6 protein-coding genes are annotated in these 17,846 nt (G+C 71.5%); all 6 read right to left on the bottom strand.

Going from position 1 to position 17,846, the window contains the following annotated elements:
- Positions 1-43 precede the first annotated feature (43 nt).
- Complete coding sequence (locus tag ACWGDB_RS25125) at positions 44-1,327, bottom strand: trans-sulfuration enzyme family protein (protein ID WP_453824467.1); 1,284 nt, start codon at positions 1,325-1,327, stop codon at positions 44-46.
- Positions 1,324-2,574, bottom strand: a complete 1,251-nt coding sequence (locus ACWGDB_RS25120; RefSeq protein WP_453824466.1) for an MFS transporter — start codon at positions 2,572-2,574, stop codon at positions 1,324-1,326. Before ACWGDB_RS25120 ends, ACWGDB_RS25125 begins: the two co-directional genes overlap by 4 nt.
- The gene (locus ACWGDB_RS25115; RefSeq protein ID WP_453824465.1) at positions 2,571-3,611 is read right to left on the bottom strand and encodes an alanine racemase; all 1,041 of its coding nucleotides are present in this window, start codon (positions 3,609-3,611) and stop codon (positions 2,571-2,573) included. The genes ACWGDB_RS25120 and ACWGDB_RS25115 overlap by 4 nt, the downstream gene beginning before the upstream one ends.
- A gap of 67 nt (positions 3,612-3,678) precedes the next feature.
- A complete protein-coding gene (locus ACWGDB_RS25110) occupies positions 3,679-4,791 on the bottom strand; it encodes a SagB family peptide dehydrogenase (RefSeq protein WP_453824464.1) in 1,113 nt (370 codons plus the stop codon).
- A 357-nt stretch (positions 4,792-5,148) separates the two neighbouring features.
- Positions 5,149-10,527, bottom strand: coding sequence for an amino acid adenylation domain-containing protein (locus tag ACWGDB_RS25105; protein WP_453824463.1), 5,379 nt, complete (start codon positions 10,525-10,527; stop codon positions 5,149-5,151).
- 39 nt (positions 10,528-10,566) lie between these two features.
- Entirely contained in the window at positions 10,567-17,829 is a 7,263-nt protein-coding gene (locus ACWGDB_RS25100) for an amino acid adenylation domain-containing protein (RefSeq protein ID WP_453824462.1), read from the bottom strand.
- Positions 17,830-17,846: the final 17 nt, after the last annotated feature.

Here is a 17,846-nt window from a genome sequence, read left to right as displayed (position 1 = left end):
GCTCAGTCCTTTCCCTCGCGGGTGGCGCGGGTCTCCGGCCGGGTCACAGGCCACCGAGGGCCTGGTCGAGATCGCCGATGAGGTCGTCGGCGTCCTCGATGCCCACCGAGAAGCGCACCAGGCCCGGGGCGATCCCCACCTCGGCCCGCTGGCGCCTGGTCAGGAAGCTGTGCGAGGTGTTGAACGGCAGGCTGACCAGGGACTCCACTCCGCCGAGGCTGGTGGCGACCACGGGCAGACGCAACCGGTCCAGGAGCTTGAGGGCCGCCTCGTCCCCGCCGTCCAGTTCGAAGGAGACCATGCCGCCGAAGCCGTCGGGCGCCATCTCGTGCAGCCAGGGGTAGGGGTAGTCGGGCCGGGAGGGGTGGTGGACCTTGCGTACCGCGGGATGGCCGGCCAGGAACGCGGCGACGGCGACGGAAGTCTCGCTGTGAGCGCGCATCCTGAGGGCCAGTGTCTTGAGTCCACGCTCCAGCAGGAAGCACGTCATCGAGTCGAGCGAGCCGCCGAACTTGAGCATCTGGGCCCAGATCCGGTCGACGTACTTACGTGGCCCGGCGGCGACGCCCGCCGTCACATCGCTGTGCCCGTTGAGGTATTTGGTGGCGCTGTGCAGCACGAGGTGCGCCCCGTGTTCCAGCGCGCGCAGACAGACCGGCGGCAGGAACGTGCCGTCGACGACCAGGAGCAGGTCCTTCTCCCGTGCGAGGCGCCCGAGTTCGACCAGGGGCGCGGCCTTCAGCAGCGGATTGGTCAGGGTCTCGAAGAACAGCACCTGGGTGTTGTCGCGGACGGCGGCGCGGATGGCGTCCATGTCGACCGGATCGGTGAAGGTGACCTCGCGGCCGAGCTGGTGCATGTCCTCGCGCAGCAGGTTGAAGGTGCCACCGTAGACGTCGCGGGAGGAGACGATGTGGCCGCCACGGTTGGTGAGGGCCAGCAGGGTCGTCGTGATGGCCGCCATGCCGGACGAGAACACCAGGGCGCTCTCGGCGTTCTCCAGGGCGGCGACCTTCTCCTGCACGGCCCACTGGTTGGGGCTGCCGTACCGCCCGTAGATCGGGACGTCCCTGATGTCGCCCTGTTCGAAGGCCTGGTAGGTGTCATCGCTGAAGGTGAACGTGCTGGTCTGGAACACCGGGGTCCCCACGGCACCGGTCACCGGGTCCTGGTAGGTGCCGGCGTGGACGCTGCGGGTGCTCGGGCCGGTTCCGTCCACCACTCGCTGCTGGGGCAGCCGGGGGCCCGGCACGCGCCCGCGGCTGAGGGCGTTCATCCAGGGGCGGTCCTGGCCGGCTCCGGAGGGCGTGCCCTGGGATCGGGTCATCGGTGTTCCTGCCTTTCGACGGAATGGCTGCGTACGTCCCGCAGGGCGAGGGGGGCCAGGCTGATGGCCAGTTGTGCCAGCCCGGCGGCCAGCAGGGTGGTGCGCATGCCGGCCTGGGCGGCCAGCGGTCCGGCGAGCATCAGCCCGATCGGCTGGGCGGCGTAGGAGCCGAACCATTCGTAGGCGCTGACCCGGGACAGCGCCGAGGCGGGGACGCCTGCCTGGAGGGTCGTCTCCCACAGCGGGTTGAACAGCATCAGGCCGGCACCCCCGACGAACGCTGCCGCCGCCGCGGGCACCGTGGTGGAGGCCTGCGAGAGGACGAGGGGCGGGGCGGCGAAGAGGGCCGTCGCCAGGAGCCCGGTGCGCAGCGGGTGGCGGGTGCGCAGCCACAGGGCACCGGCGCCGCCGAGGACGGCGCCCGCCCCGAAGGCGGTGAGGATGGCGCCCCAGGCGCCGCGTCCACCCAGCTCCCGTTCGCTCAGCACGGGGCCGAGGACGGTGAAGACGGCGTACAGCATGTTGCTCAGCGAGGCCATGGTGATGATCGACCAGACCCAGGTACGAGAGGCGAACTCCCGCCATCCCTCGCGGAGTTCGCTCAGCATGTGCCCGCCCCGGCCGGTGGGCACGGTCGCGTCGCGGGGCAGTCCCAGTCGTGCCAGGCAGTAGGCGCTGACGGCGAAGGTCGCGGCGTCGGCGGCGATCGCCCAGCCGGTCCCGGCGGTGAGGACGAGAAGCGTGGCCAGCAACGGCCCGGCGATCATGGCGGCCGAGTGGGAGATGCTGCGCAGGGCGTTGGCGGACTGCCGTCGGGGGGCCGGGACGCACTCCTGCACCAGTCCCGTCACGGCCGGCATGAACAGCGCGGTGGCCGTGCCGTGCACCGCCTGCAGGGCCATGAGCTGCCAGACGGCGGCGTCGCCGCTGAACACCAGTGCCGCGGTGACGGCCTGGGAGCAGAACCGGGCCAGGTCGCTCGCGAGCATCACCCGCTGGCGGGGCAGCCGGTCGGCGAGCACGCCCCCGACGAGCATGAACAGCGTGAGGGGGATGGTCCGGGCGGCGAGGACCAGTCCGATGGCGGCGGCGGAGCCGGTGAGATCCAGGATGGCGAAGGCGAGTGCGGGCGCGACCAGGAAGTCGCCCAGCGACGAGCTGGACTGGGCGATGAAGAACAGCCGGAAGGAACGCACCCGCAGGACGCCCAGCGCGTTCCGGCGGCCGTGCGGAGCGGGTTTGCTCAACTCCCCTTCGTCCGGCCGGGGTTCGTCGGCCGTGCCGGAGGTGTGTCCTGGGTGTTGAGTACCTGCCATATGCCAATGCGCCGTTTCTCGTCGTGTTCGTACACCGTGACCGTCCGGACCTGGGGGGTGAGGGCGCAGATGTGCGGCGGGCTCAGCCTGGCTCCCGGTGGTGCCGTGCTGGCCAACCGCTGGTGGTCCAGGGCGGTCTGCCACGGGTAGGGGTGCTGGTCGAGCACCCGGTCCGCCGCCTCCTGGTCCGTCGCGACCACGGTCACGGCCACGTCCTCGGGCGCGCAGGCGCCGATCGCGAGCATGCCCCCGTCCTGCAGGGCGTACGCTCCCGAGCAGATCTCGGTGACGCCGGGTTCGGCGAGGGCCCCGTCCGCGGTGGGCGTGCCGCCGACGGCGACACCCGGGCAGGGCAGGCCCGCCTCGCGCATCAGCGCGGCGATCCGCAGGCAGTACGCGGCCGTTGACCGTCCGATGGCCGCCGCGTCCTTCGCGTCCTCGGCGCTGAGCAGTGCCTGGTAGGCGGTGACGCCGTCGAGCCGCAGCGACGGGCGGGCGGCTGCCGCGCGGGCCAGGGCGAGGAGGCGGCCGTCGGGTGTGGCGGTGGCGTCGAGGCCGGTGCCGAGTTGCACCCGGATGCCGACGGTGACGCCGAGTCCGGCCGCGGCGTCGGCCAGCCCTTCGACGGCGGCCTCGCTGTCGACGTGCGCCGACACCCGGCAGTGCCGGGCGAGTTCGGCCGTTTCGCGCCACCTCCAGGGTTCGGGCCAGGGGTGCGCGATCACCACGTCGTCGATGCCGGCGGCCACGTACTGGCGGGCCTGGGCGAGTTGGGTGACCGCAATGCCCACGGCTCCCGCCGCGCGTTGCCGCAGCGCGAGTTCGGCGGTGCGGTGCCCCTTCACATGCGCCCGGACGCGAACGCCGCGGGCGGCCGCGCGGGCGTGCAGCCGGCGCACGTTGCGGTCGACACGGGCGAGGTCGATGAGGACCCGTACGGGGCTGTCCGCGGGTTGGTCGTCGGTCACGGGGTTCCCTCTCCGCGTGGGGCCGTGCGGGCGGCCGCGGACATGGAGGGTGCGCCGGGGACGCGGCTCACCCGAGGCCGTCCCAGGCGTCGCGCGGATAGGAGAAGCCGGCCGGCCCGCCGTCGAGCATCGCCGCCTGCCGCTCGGCCTCCTCCTCGTCCGGCGGCCCGAAACCGCTGACGCCGAGCGGGATCTCCGTGTTCCAGTGCACGCCCAGGTCGCGCTCCACGGTCTCGTCCCGGAGCGCGGCGGTGAAGAACACGCCCAGTTCCAGTGCCGTACCCGCCAGGTACGTCGTCTGGCTCACGTGTCCCAGCTCGGCGTAGATCGCGCGGTACGTCCTGCCCATCGGGTACTTCCAGGCCGAGCGCTCCAGGACCGCCGTGTAGAGGAAGAGCACGGGGGCGCGGGCCACGAAGCTCTGGTCGCCGCACCAGTGCAGGATCTCCTCGTCGCTCAGGGGTTCCTCGCGCAGCGGTTCCAGGCCGTGCACGTCGGGTGCGTAGTGGTAGAGGCCCGGTCGCACGTTCTCGACCGACCGGATCACCGGATAGATCTCGATGGGGTGGCGCGACCCGCCGGAGGGGCTCGCCTTCAGCAGCGAGACGCCGAAGCCGGGCAGGTCCACGCGGTGCTGGACTCCGCCTGCCCAGTGCAGCATGGTGCTCAGCTGCCGCAGGCCGACCGGCTGCCGCGCCGCGAAGCGCCGGGTGGTGCGACGGCGTCGCAGCGCCTGGGTGAGTTCCATGGGCAGCGGGTCCGGAGCCGGGAGCGTCACCGGCTCGGTGCCGTAGCGCTTGAACGGCTCGGGCTGGGGCTCCTGTTCGCCCTTCTCACGCAGCCGGGCGGTGTCCTCGGCCGCCGTGACGAAGCGCTCGCTGTCGTGGGTGCGGGTGGCCAGGTGGAAGTAGGTGGCGGCGGTGCCCCAGGTACGCCAGGGTCCGAGCTCGTCCTCACGCCGGTGCTCGGGCGAGCCCTCCTCGATCAGCAGGCCCGACTCCAGGAGTTGCTTGACCACGTGGGTGTCGGCCTCCCGGGGCTGCGCCCACACGGTGTAGTGCGGCAGCAGGTCCCATACCGCGGGGCGCAGGGCGAACTGGCGGTGGTTGACCGGATCGTCGCACACCAGCTGTCCGTTCCTGCTGGTGAAGATCAGCAGCCGCGAGAGACGTACCCGCATCGGCTCAGCCCTCCTCGGAAGAGAGTGGTCCGCCGCCCGGTGGGGAACACCGGGCGGCGGAGCCGGGGTCAGGCGCAGGTGGGGATCAGACAGTGCTGCGGAGCCTCGTACTCGTCCTCCATGAGGGTTTCGAACGCGAGGTCCTGCGTCTCAGTGCTCTGCATATGAACTCCTCAGATAAGTACCCGAACCAGGGCACGGACCGAATTGCCCAGTCATCCAAACACGACGTTCGACCGAATTTCAAGAAGAAATTCAAGACCCACATCGAATCCAATTTCCAGGCAGCATGAATTACACCCACGCCTCCATCACATAGCGGCGTGCAGCAGTCTATCCAGGCACTGAACTGGAGATTTACGGTTCCACGCGGCGCGTACGGTCACCTCCGACCGGAACTCTGGAAATACGCCGAATCGGCTTATCGACCCGTGCCGCGGGCTTGGCACGGCGCACCGCTTCGACGAATTCATTCAGGGTCGGATTGGCGAATATCGCTTCGATCTCCATGTCGACCGAGAGCTGCCGGCCCACCTTGTCGATCATTCGCAGTGCCAGCAGCGAGTGGCCGCCGAGCAGGAAGAAATTGTCCTGCCAGGCCACCCCCTCGTGCTCGAGGAGCTCGCCCCAGATCGACCGGACCGCGGCGACCACCGGATCCCTCAGCAACTCGGCGCTCATCTCGCCCGCGGAACCGACGGGCCGGTAGTCGAGAGAGCCGTAGTCGATCTTCCCGTTGCCCAGGCGGGGCAGCTCCGTGCGGCGCACGAAGACCGTGGGGATCATGTGCCGCGGCAGCCGATCGGCGAGCGTCCGTCTGATGTCCTCGTACTCGCCGGCCATGAGTTGCCGTGGTTCCCCCTCCCCCGCCATCACCAGATGGCCGACCAGTGACATGCCCTGCCGGGTGTGGTGCACCTTGGCCACCGCGTCCAGCACGTCCGGGATCTCGCGCAGGGCCTCCTCCACCTCGCCGGGCTCGATACGCAGTCCGCGCATCTTCAACTGCCGGTCGACCCGGCCCATGTACTCGAGGTCGCCGTCGGCCGTGAACCGTACGAGATCGCCCGTGCGGTAGAGCCGCGCACCCGGCTCGCCGAAGGGGTCGGGAATGAAGGCCTCGGCGGTGCGGCCCGGGTTGCCCAGGTAGCCACGTCCCACGCCCATCCCGCCGACCCACAGGGCACCCACCATGCCTCTGGGCACCAGCCGCAGTTCGGGGTCCAGCACATGGACCGTCATGTTGGCCAGAGGTCTGCCGATCGGAACCGGCCGGGACTGGTCGGAGTCCTCGGTCACCCGGTGGATGCTGACGTCGTCGGCACACTCGGTGGGCCCGTAGGCGTTGTACAGCTCGACCCCGGGGCACTGCGCGAGCCACTCCCGCGCGGTGTCCCAGCTCAGCGCCTCGCCACCGGAGATCATCGCCCGCAGGGCGTGCGGTTCATGCTGGACACCGGCCTCGAGGAGGGCGGCCACCATGACGGGAACGACTTCCATGAGGGTCATCCCGCTCTCCACGACGGCGTCCCGGAGCCTCGACGGGGACATCACCCGTCCGTCGTCGACGATCCTCAGCCGACCGCCCACCATGAGCGGGGCGAGGAACTGCCAGAGCGAGATGTCGAACGTGGCCGGCGCGGTCTGGCCGACACAGTCCTGCGGCCCCACGCCGAAGTGCTCGATCATCTGCCACTGATGGTTGGTCAGCCCGCCCATCGTGACGACCGCGGCCTTGGGCACACCGGTGGAACCCGACGTGTGGATGATGTAGGCGCTGCCGATCATCGGCGTCGGGCAGTGCGGGTTCCGCTCGACATGGCCGGCGCCCACCTCGTCGATGTCGAACATGTGGGGCCGCGCGATGTCGTCCCGCTCGCCGAGCGCCCGGTCGAACAGTTCCCGGCCCGTCCGGTCCGCGATCACCGCCCGCGCCCCGAGCGTGGCCGCCATCTCCGCGACCCTCCGTGGTGCCTCCGTGGGGCCGATCGGCACGTAGCACGCGCCCGCCTTGTGGATGGCGAGCAGAGCCACCAGGAAACCGACGGTGCGCCCGGCGCACACCACGACATGGGTCTCGGGACCGACGCCGGCCGCCCGCAGCCGCTGCGCCACGTGGTTGGCGCGGCCGTTGAGTTCCGCGTACGTCAGCCGTTCGCCGCCGTCGTCGACGGCCTCGGCCGCGGGGGTGCGGACCACCTGCCGCTCGAACGTGGCCAGGTAGTGCTCCTCGCGTGGGATACGCGGCCCGGTCCCGGTCTCCAACAGGTCCCGTACACCGTCGGCGTCCACGAGGGACAGCGCGGTCACGTCCGTGCTCGGGTCCATCGCGATCGCGTCCAGCAGCGTCCGGTAGGCGTCCGCGATCCGCTCGGCCTGCTCCCGCGGCAGCAGCGCGGTGTCGTACTGCAGCCCGAACTGCAGCCGGTCCGGCAGCTCCACGACGTTCAGCGCGATGTCCGACTGCGTGGTGGGGTCCGCGACGGCGAAGCCGCGCAGGGCGACCCCGCCCAGGTCCAGTTCGGCGGCGGGGTCGCCGAGGACCGCACCGGCCACGGCGCGGCCCCCGGGCAGCGCCGTCGAGTAGTGGCTGAACATGGCCTGGAAGACGGGCGGCGCGCCCGAGGTACGGTCCGGGTTGAGCTGCTGGGTCAGGACCGGGAAGGGCAGCTCCTGGTGGTCCAGCGCGTCCAGCATCGTGCGGTGTGCCGTCGCGGCGAAGTCCGTGAAGGCGGTGCCCCGGCCGAAGCGGGAGCGGATCGGCAGCACATTGACCAGGTACCCCACGTGCGCGGCGAGTTCCTGGCGCGTCCGGCCGGCCACCGGGACGCCGGTCACCAGGTCGGGCTGGCCGCTCACGCGGTGCAGCAGCACCTGGAAACCGGCCAGCAGAACGTTGTGCAGGGTGTGGCCGTTTCGCCGGGCGACGTGTCGCAGCGCCCGCAGCTGTGGTGCGGAACTCTCGAACGTGACCGTGCCGCCCGCGTGACCGCGCTGTCGGCCGGCGGAGGGAAGTTCCAGGACGGGCAGCTCTCCGGCGAGCTGTTCCTTCCAGAACGCGGTGAGTTCGTCGCCCCGCTCGGCCAGCGTCGTGCGCTCCCACACGGCCGGTACCAGGGCGGGCGGCCGCTCCTGCCGGCCGTCGTCCCGCGCGGCGCCGCCCGAGACGTACGCCCGCTGCAGTTCGGCCACGACGAGGGCGAGTGACGTCAGGTCGCACACGAGGTGGTGCAGGGACAGCACGAGCAGCCGGCAGTCCGCGCGACGCAGGACCGCCGCCCGGAACAACCGGTCCCGCTCCAGGTCGAAGGGCCGGGTCGCCAGCTCCTGGATCCAGTCCCGCACCCGGTCGTCCGACCACGACCGCGCGTCCACCGTCTCCGGCTGTACGTCGGCTACGGGCTCGATACGGGCACGCGGTTCACCGTCGTGCGTGTGGAGGGCCAACCGCAGGGTGGCGTGCCGAGCCGCCACCTCGGTCAGTGCGCCGGACAGCCGCTCCATGTCGACGTCACCGGTCAGGCTGAAGGCACGGGTGACGTTGTAGGCGTAGCTCTCGGGCGAGGTCCGCTGCAGGAACCACAGGGCACGCTGTGTCTCCGACAGTTCGTACTCCTGCGGCCCGTCGGCAGGGACGGGCGCCGGTTCGACGGCGGCTTCGGCGTCCGTGCCGCCCGTGGTCTCCGCGTGGTCGAGCACGATCTCCGCCAGTTCCGCGAGGGAACCGGCACGCAGGACGAGACTCGGCCGGAGCCGCACGTCGAGCAGGCTCTCCAACTCGTGCTGCAGCTGGAGGGATGTGAGCGAATCGAGCCCCAGCGACGTGGGCGAGGCCGTGCCGTCCAGCGGCTCGTCCTCGCCGAGGACCTGCTGGAGGTATCGGCACAGGACGTCGGTGAGCAGGTTCCGGCGCTCCGGGCCGGTCGTCTCCCGCAGGCTTCGGGCGCTGACCAGGTCAGTCAGTCGCGCCGACCCGGCCTGCCTGTCCCGGGCCGTCTGCGACCACAGCACGGGCAACTCACCGGAGAGGAACCGGGCGCGGGTCGCCTGGCGTTGCACCTTCCCGCTGGACGTCTTGGGGACGGCTCCCGGGGGCAGCAGCGCGATGGTCCGGGCGGCCACGCCGTACCGGCGGGACAGCGCGTCCTTCATCCCCCGGGCAACCGCCGGGTACTGGTCGTCGGTGAGGCCGGGACGCACCTCCTGGCAGACGACGATCGCCTCCTCCCCGTCGTCGTCGACGCTGAAGACGGCACCGCAGCCCGGCCGCAGGGACGGGCTGCTCGCGGCCACGTCGATTTCCAGGTCCTCGGGGTGCAGGTTCCGGCCCCGGTGGATGACCAGGTCCTTCATGCGGCCGGTCACGTGCAACCGGCCGGCGTGGACGAAACCGAGGTCGCCGGTGCGCACGTGGGAGGCCGGTGCGCCACCCGACGGTGCGCCATCCGACGGTGTGGCGCCGAAGACGTCGCGGGTGTCGTCGCCGCCCCAGTAGCCGGCCCCGTTGCTCTCGCTGTGCACCCAGATCTCGCCGACCTGGCCGTCGGGCAGCGGCCGCCCATCGGCCGGATCGACGATGCGCACGGCGGCGTGATCGAGCAGCCGGTACGCGACCAGCTCCCGGACCGCGTCCCCGGCGCCGGGCGCGTCGTCCGGCGCGGCGGCGCTCCGTTCCACCGCCCGGCCCTCCTCCAGGGAGGTGACGGAGAAGGTGCGGCTCTCGCACTCGGCGGCCGCGTCGGCGCTCGCCACCAACAGCGTGACCTCGGCGAGGCCGTAGCACGGAGTGTGCGCCAAGGGGCGGAAGCCGGTTTCCGCGAAGGCTTCGCTGAACTCCCTCAGGCTGCGCGGCGACACCGGCGCCGCACCGTTGAAGGCCAGGCGCCACGAGCTGAGGTCGAGGCGCGCCTTCTCCTCGTCGGTGACCTTGCGCAGGCACAGGTCGTAGGCGAAGTTCGGCCCGCCACTGATCTGGGCCCGCTCCCGTGAGATCTCCTCCAGCCAGGAGGCCGGGCGTTGCAGGAAGGAGAGCGGATCGAGGATGACGGCGCGCGCGCCGGTGAACAGCGGTTGCAGCAGGCCGCCGATGAGTCCCATGTCGTGGTGGAGCGGCAGCCAGCTGACGCTCGTCGAGCCGGGCGTGACCTGGAAGGTCTTCTGGATGGCGACCTCGTTGTGCATCAGGCTGCCGTGCGGGACGACCACGCCGCGAGGTGCCTTCGTCGAACCCGAGGTGTACTGCAGAAAGGCCGTGTCGTCCGCGGCGATGGACACCGGATGCCAGTCGGCGGCCTCCGCCTCCTCGACCAGGTCCACGTCGATCCAGTCGACCGAGGCGCCGAGCTGCTGCACGACCGGGGCGTCGCCCAGGAATTGACGGACCAGGGACGTCGTCAGTACGGCGGCGGGAGCGCAGTCCTTGGCCACGTTCAGCACCCGTTGCGTGGCGGAGTCGTCCACCGGCACGGGCAGCGGTACGGCGACGACGCCGGCGGCGAGACAGCCGAGGAAGGCCGCGGCGAACTCGGGCACGGTCGGCATGACGATCAGTGCCCGCTCGCCGGGACGCAGCCGCCGCCGCAGCATGCCCGCAACGGCGCGGGTACGCAGGTCCACGTCCGCGTACGTCAGATCGGTCCGCGGCGTGCCGAGGGTTGTCGCGGCGAAGGTCAACGCCTGCCGCTCGCCCTGCTGTTCGGCGTGGCCGCGCACCAGGGCAGGAAGATCAGTGAACACGTACAACCCCGCTCCGTCCGTGGGTGAGGAATGCGATCGTCATGACATGAGCCGGGCGGCGAGCACCGGGCCGATCTCGGCTGCCGCGGCCGGGCCGGTCAGGGCCCCGTGGACGGCGTCCACCTGGTGCACCTCGACGCTCCCGGTCACGTACGGCTGCCACTGTGCGGCGTCGGGCGCACCCGGAAGGCGGTCCGCCGTGGCGGCGAAGAAGAGCACGTCGCCGTCGAACACCCCTGGAGCGAAGTGCCGTTGCACGTTCACGTTGTCCGCGAAGACCTTGGCCATGGCGCGCAGGCCGGCCTCCCCGAACTCGGCGAGGAGACGGTCGTCGGCCGAGGCATGACCGAGTGACTCGGCGACGGCCGTCAGGAGCGCCGGGTCGTCGTGGTCGAGGGTTCCGGTGTCGTCGGTGAAGGGGAAGCTGTCCAGCAGGGTGAGGGTGGCGACCTGCTGTCCCTCCCTCTGGAGCACGGTGGCGATGTCGTGGGCGACGAGACCGCCGAAGGACCAACCGAGCAGGTGGTACGGCCCCTGGGGCTGGACCTTGCGGATCTCCGTGAGGTACTCGGACGCCAGGTCGGCCGTGCTCATCGGCTCCCGGTCCGGCTCTGTGAGCCCCCTGGACTGCAACCCGTAGACGGCCTGGTCCGGCGGCAGGTGCGGCAGCAGTCCGCGATAGCCCCAGCTGACGCCGGCCGCCGGGTGGACGCAGAAGAGCGGTGTCCTCGTCCCTGTTTCACGCAGCGGCAGCAGGACGGGAAAGCCCGTGTGCTCGCCGCCGGCCGACCGTTCCAGCAGCCCGGCGGGAGTCGGCGCCTCGAACAGGTCGCGGATGGTGATCCGCAGGCCCAGTTCCTGCCGGGCCCGCCCGACGAGGCGCGCCGCCAGCAGGGAATGCCCGCCGAGGGCGAAGAAGTCGTCGTCGATGCCGGTCTCGGCGCGTCCCAGGACGTCGGCGTACAGGGCGCACAGGGCGCGCTCCTCCGATGTGCCCGGACGGCGGCCGCGCGAGGTGAACGCCGGTGCGGGCAGAGCCTTCCGGTCGATCTTGCGGTTCGGTGTCAGGGGCAGCTGGGGCAGCGGCACCAGGCTCGCCGGCACCATGTAGTCCGGCAGTTCCCGCCGGGCGTGGGTCCACAGCCGGTCCACGTCGATCTCGGCGCCGGGGGCCGCGACCACGTATCCCGCCAAGTGGTGCAGGCCGGGCTGGTCCTCGCGCAGGATCACCGCGGCCTCGGCGACGGTCTCGTGGCGGGTGAGGACCGCCTCGATCTCGCCCGGTTCGATCCGGAAGCCGCGGAGTTTGATCTGCTGGTCCGCCCGGCCGGCGAAGCGCAGTTCGCCGGACCTGGTCCAGCCGGCCAGATCGCCGGTGTCGTACATCCGTGAGCCGGCCGGTCCGAAGGGGTCGGGCACGAACCGCTCGGCGGTGAGGGCGGGTTGTCCGAGATAGCCCAGGGCCACCCCGTCGCCAGCGATGTGGAGCCGCCCGGTGACGCCCACGGGCACCGGGCGCAGCGCCTCGTCGAGAACGTACATGCGGGTGTTGGCGATCGGCCGGCCGATGGAGGGGATTCCCGCTTCGCCGGTCAGCGTCTTGAGGGACGACCACACCGTCGTCTCGGTGGGGCCGTAACAGTTGACGACACGCCTTGCCGTCTCCGCGAGACGGGTGGCGAGGTCGGCTCCCAGTGCCTCCCCGCCGACCAGCAGCGACAGCCCGCGCAGCGCGTCGGGGTCCGCCGACAGCATCGCCCGGTAGAGCGAAGGAGTGGCCTGCATCATCGTGGCCGCACCGGTCGCGAGGAGTCCGCACAGGGCAGCCGGGTCCCTGACGGCGTCGGGACCGGCGATGACGACGGTGGCGCCGGTCAGCAGCGGCAGGTACATCTCCACGGCCGCGATGTCGAAGGCCATGGTCGTCACGGCCATCAGGACGTCCCGCGGACCGATCCGGGTCGTCTCCCCCATGGCGAGCAGCAGGTTCAGCAGTGCGCTGTGGGAGACCATCACGCCCTTGGGGCGGCCGGTCGATCCCGAGGTGAAGATGACGTAGGCGGTGCGGTGCGGATGCCGGGAGGCCGGGCGCTCCTCGTCCGTCAGGTCGGACGCCGGGAGCCGGGCAGCGTCCCGCTCCGCCTCGTCGATGCGCAGGACGGGTACGTCCGCCGGCAGCCGACCGGCGTACTCGGCCGTGGTCAGGACGAGTTCCGGCGCGGCGTCCGTCAGCATGCGGTGGATGCGTTCGGCGGGGTAGGCGGCGTCCAGCGGGATGTAGGCGGCTCCCGCCTTCAGTACGGCCAGCAGGGCGACCGGCAGGCCGGCGTCGCGCGGCAGGAGCAGGGCGACCATCGGGTCGGGTCCGGTCGTCGCCGCCGAAAGCCTGCGTGCGAGCCGGTTGGCCCGACCGTTCAGCTCTTCGTACGTGAGGGAGCCGTCGTCGCTGCGGACGGCCGTCGCCCCTGGGGTCCGCGCGACCTGCTCCTCGAAGAGGTCGGTGAGCCACCGGGACGCCGGCCGCTCGGTCGCGGTGTCGTTCCAGCGCACCACCTGGGTGTGGCGCTCCTCGGGGTCGAGCAGGTCGACGGAGCCGATGGGCTGTGCGGGGTCGGTGGCCACCGCCTCCAGGAGGCGGACCAGCCGTGCCGCCAGCGCCTCGATGCTCTCCCGGTCGAAGAGATCGGTCGCGAAATCGACCACGCCGGTGATGCCGCAGGGCGCACCGGCCTCATCCCGGCGCTCGGACACGGAGAACGTCAGGTCGAACTTGGTGGTGCGGGTGCCGACCGGTTCGATGTCGGCGCGCAGACCGGGCAGGACGAACTCAGGCTCCGCGGTGTTGTGCAGCATCAGGCTCACCTGGAAGAGCGGGTGCCGGGCCAGCGACCTGGCCGGCCTGAGCAGTTCCACGAGCTGCTCGAAGGGGACGTCCTGGTGCGCGTAGGCCTCCAGGTCCGTCCGCCGTACGCGGGCCAGCAGGTCGGCGAAGCTCGGGTCGGCCGAGGTGTCGGTGCGCAGCACCAGGGTGTTGAGGAAGAAGCCGACCAGATCGTCCAGCGCCTCGTCGGTCCGTCCGGCGACCGGAGTACCGATGGGGATGTCCTCGCCCGCCCCCAGCCGGGTCAGCAACGCCGCCACCGCCGCTTGCAGCACCATGAACAGCGTCACGTTGTTCGAACGGGCCAACTCCAGTAGCCGGCCATGGAGGTGGGCGTCGACGTCCAGGTCCACGAGCATGCCCTGGTAGCCGGTGGACGCGGGCCGGGGCCGGTCGGTCGGCAGGTCCAGCTCGTCGGGCAGGTCGGCAAGCTGCCGGGTCCAGTAGGCCAGTTGGCGCACGGCCAGCGTGTCGTCGGACCCGGATCCTTCGGCGGGTTCCTCCGCGGTTGCGACCGCAGGCTGCCCCGGCGCTGTTCCTGGCGCGGTCTCCTCGGTGCCCACCAGGTCGCGCTGCCACAGCGTGTAGTCGGCGTACTGCACGGGAAGCGGTGCCCAGTCCGGAGCCTCGCCGCCGAGGCGGGCCGCGTAGGCGGCCGAGAGGTCGCGGGCCAGGGGTACGGCCGACCAGGCGTCCCCGGCGATGTGGTGCAGCACGAGGAACAGGACGTGCTCCTGCTCGCCCATGCGGTAGAGGTGCACGCGCAGCGGCAGGTCCACGGTGAGGTCGAAGCCCTCTGCGGCGGCCTCCTCCAGCAGATCCGGAAGTTGCCCGGCCGTCGCCTCCCGCGTGCGCAGCACCGGTGCGCCCGTCCGCGCGTCCAGGATCCGCTGGTACGGCTCACCGTCGGCGTGGGGCAGCACCGTGCGCAGCACCTCGTGCCGGGCCACCAGGTCCGCGAGCGCGGCCCGCAGTGCGCGCAGGTCCAGTTCGCCCGAGAGCCGCAGTGCCGTCGGCATGTTGTAGACCGCGCTGCCGGTGTCCAGCTGGTTGAGCACCCACAGACGCCGTTGCCCGTGGGAGAGCGGAACGCGTTCGGGGCGTGCCGTCCGGACCAGCGGGGCCCTGGCACCCGACGCGGCATCGATCCGTGCGAGCAGGCCGGATGCCGTCGGGGCTTCGAACAGGCTGCCCACCGGCAGTTCGACGCCGAACACCGAACGGACCTTGCTGACGAGTCGCGTGGCCAGCAGCGAGTGTCCGCCCAGCACGAAGAAGTCGTCGTCCAGGCCCACTGCGGGCAGGTCGAGCAGGTCCGCGAACAGGTCGCAGAGCATGCGTTCGCGCTCGGTCCTCGGACCACGTGAGTGGGGTGCGCGGGCGAAGTCCGGGGCGGGCAGGGCCTTGTGGTCCAGCTTGTCGTTGACCGTCAAGGGCAGGGCGGCCAGTTCGACGTACGCGGCCGGGTGCATGTGGCGGGGGAGGATCCGTGCGACGTGGTCGCTCAACGCTTCCTGCGACAGGTCCGCGCCCGGTCGCGGCACGACATAGGCGACCAGCCGCTCACCGCCCGCGCCGGCCGCGGTGTGCGTGGTCACCACGGACTGTGCGACGTCCGGGTGGTCGGTCAACGCGCTCTCGATCTCACCGAGTTCGATACGGAATCCACGCAGCTTCACCTGACCGTCGGTGCGGCCCAGGAACTCGAGGTGCCCGTCGGCGTTCCAGCGGGCCCGGTCCCCGGTGCGGTACATCCGTGCGCCGGGACCGCCCCAGGGGTCCGGCAGGAACCGGTCCGCGGTCAGGCCCGGCTGGTGGAGGTAGCCGCGTGCCACTCCGGCCCCGGCCAGGCACAGTTCGCCGGGCACGCCGATGGGCGCCGGGTTCAGGTGCTCGTCGAGCACATACGTGCGTACGTTGTCCACGGGAGCGCCGATCACCGGGTGCTCGGACTCCGAGAAGTCGCCGATGGTGGCGAGCACGGTCGCCTCGGTGGGCCCGTACACATTGCAGGCCCGCAGTCCCGGTGTCGTCCGCAGCCGCTGCCACATCCACTCGCTGATCTGCTCTCCGCCGAACGTCAGCACCGAGGGCCGGTACCGCTCGTCGTCGAGCACACCGCCGCCGATCAGTTGCTCGGCGAAGGACGGCGTACAGGTCATGGCGTCGATGCGCCGGTCGATCATCAGACGGGCCGTCACCGCGGGATCGCGCCTGGTCTCGTCGTCCAGCAGGTGCATCGCATGGCCGGCCAGCAGCCAGAGCATGCCGTCCCACGATCCATCGAAGGAGAGCGCGAGCACGTGCGCGAGCCGCAGCGGGCGGCCGAGCGCGGCCGCCGCCGGGTCGATGACGCGGCGGCGCTGGCTGTCCAGCAGGTTCACCAGGTTGCGGTGTTCGACGACCACGCCCTTGGGCCTGCCGCTGGAGCCCGAGGTGTACAGGACGTAGGCGGGGTGCGCCGGGTCGAGCGAAGCGATGCGGTCCGAGTCGGTGGGGTCGGTGCCGGGCCGCTCGGCCAGGTCCCGGAGCGTGTCCACACTGTCGAGCACGACGGTCTTGTCGCCGCCGCCTTCGGGGAGGACCTGCTCGTCGGCGACGGTGGTGAGCACCAGCACCGGGTCGGTGTCGGCCAGCATGAAGCCGATCCGCTCGGCCGGGTAGTCCGGATCCACCGGCATGTAGGCGGCACCGGCCTTGAGCACGGCCAGGATGCTCACCATCTGGTGGTCACTGCGCCGCATGGCGAGCGCGACCCGCCGTTCGGGGCCCGCACCGCGTGAGATGAGCAGGTGGGCCAGGCGGTTCGCCCTGGTGTTCAGCTCGGTGAAGGACATCTCCAGGTCGCCGAAGCGCAGCGCCGGATCGTCGCGGCGCTCGGTCACCGTGGTCTGGAACGCGTCGTTGACGGTGCGTGCGGAGGTCGGGCGCGCTGTGGCGTTCCATCCCGCCACGACCTGCTCGCGTTCTGTGGGCGCCATGACGGCGAGCTCGCTGAGCGGGGTGTCCGGCCGCGCCACGGCGGACTGCAGGATGTGCCGGTAGTGGTCGAGGAGCCGCGTCATCCGGGGGCGGTCGAAGAGCTCGGTGGAGAACTCCATGCTCAGGTGCAGGCCACCGGACGGCGGCTGAGAGAAACCGAGTCCCACGTCGAAGCGGGACGTGCCCAGTTCGATGGGCAGTTCCTCGACGAGTACGTCGCCGAGCCGGACTCCGCTGCGGTCCGTGTCCGCCTGGTAGAGGGCGAACTGGAAGAGCGGATTGCGGGTCGGGTCCCGCTGCACGTCGAGCTTCTCGACCAGCTGGTCGAAGGGCAGGTCCTGGTGCGAATGCGCGCCGAGCACCATGTCGTTGGCCCGTCCCAGCAGGGTCCGGAAGCCGGGGTCCCCTGAGGTATCGGTGCGCAGGACCACGGTGTTGGCGAAGTAGCCGATCAGCGGTTCGATCTCGGGCCGGCTGCGTCCCGTGAACACCGAACCGAGCGCGATGTCGTGCTGCCCGCTGTAGCGGGACAGCAGTGCGGCGAAGCCCGCCACCATGACCGGGAGCAGCCGCATCCCGCTGCGGTCGGCGAGTTCGGCCAGACCGCGCTGCAGCTCGGCCGGATAGGTCGCGGTGAGGTTCTCGCCGAGCCAGGTCCGCTCGGCCGGGCGTGGCCGGTCGGTGGGGAACTCCAGCACGGGCAGGTCGGCCAGTGTCGTCCGCCAGTAGTCCAGGTCGGCTGCCGGTCCCTCGCCCGCGAGTCGTTCGCGCTGCCAGAGGGCATAGTCGGCGCACTGCACCGGCAGCGGCGCCAACTCGGGTGCACGTCCGACCCGTATCGCCTCGTAGCACTCGGCGAGTTCGCGCATCAGCAACGGAACCGACCACGAGTCGAGCACGATGTGATGCATCGAGAGGACGAAGACGTGGTCGTCGTCGGTGAACCTGGCCAGCAGTCCCCACACCAGCGGGCCGCGGGCGAGGTCGAAGGGGCGGGCGCTGGCGTCGGCGGCCACCCGCAGGGCGCGCGCGTGCCGCTCGCTCTCGGCGACGGGGCCCAGGTCGAGGGTCTCCAGGGCCAACGGTCCGACCGGGTCGATCACTTGGCGCGGGCCGTCGTCGGTGCCGACGTACCGGGTGCGCAGTACCTCGTGCCGGGCCGCCACCATGTCGAGGGCTCCCGCCAGGGCGCGGCGGTCGAGTGGGCCGCGCAGGCGCATCGCCAGCGGCGTGTTGTAGAGCGGCAGTCCCGGCGCCAGCTGGTCGAGGAACCACATGCGGGACTGGGCGAACGACAGCGGCAGGGCACGGTCCCGGCCCGCCGGGCGAATCGTGTCCTCGGCACGGCGTTGCAGCCGCTCGGTGCGCATGGCCTCGAGCAGGCGTTCCCGCTGTGCGGGACTGAGCCGGGCAAGCCTCTGCCGAAGGTCCTCGCGCATACAGCTCCCTCCCACCG

It is taken from the genome of Streptomyces sp. NPDC055013 (assembly GCF_053608645.1).
This window is presented reverse-complemented; position numbering and strand designations above follow the sequence as displayed.

Excerpts from the sequence above, each read along its gene's own strand:
- ACWGDB_RS25125 (WP_453824467.1), bottom strand. The coding sequence starts at position 1,327 with ATGACCCGATCCCAGGGCACGCCCTCCGGAGCCGGCCAGGACCGCCCC.
- ACWGDB_RS25110 (WP_453824464.1), bottom strand. The coding sequence starts at position 4,791 with ATGCGGGTACGTCTCTCGCGGCTGCTGATCTTCACCAGCAGGAACGGA.
- ACWGDB_RS25100 (WP_453824462.1), bottom strand. The coding sequence starts at position 17,829 with ATGCGCGAGGACCTTCGGCAGAGGCTTGCCCGGCTCAGTCCCGCACAG.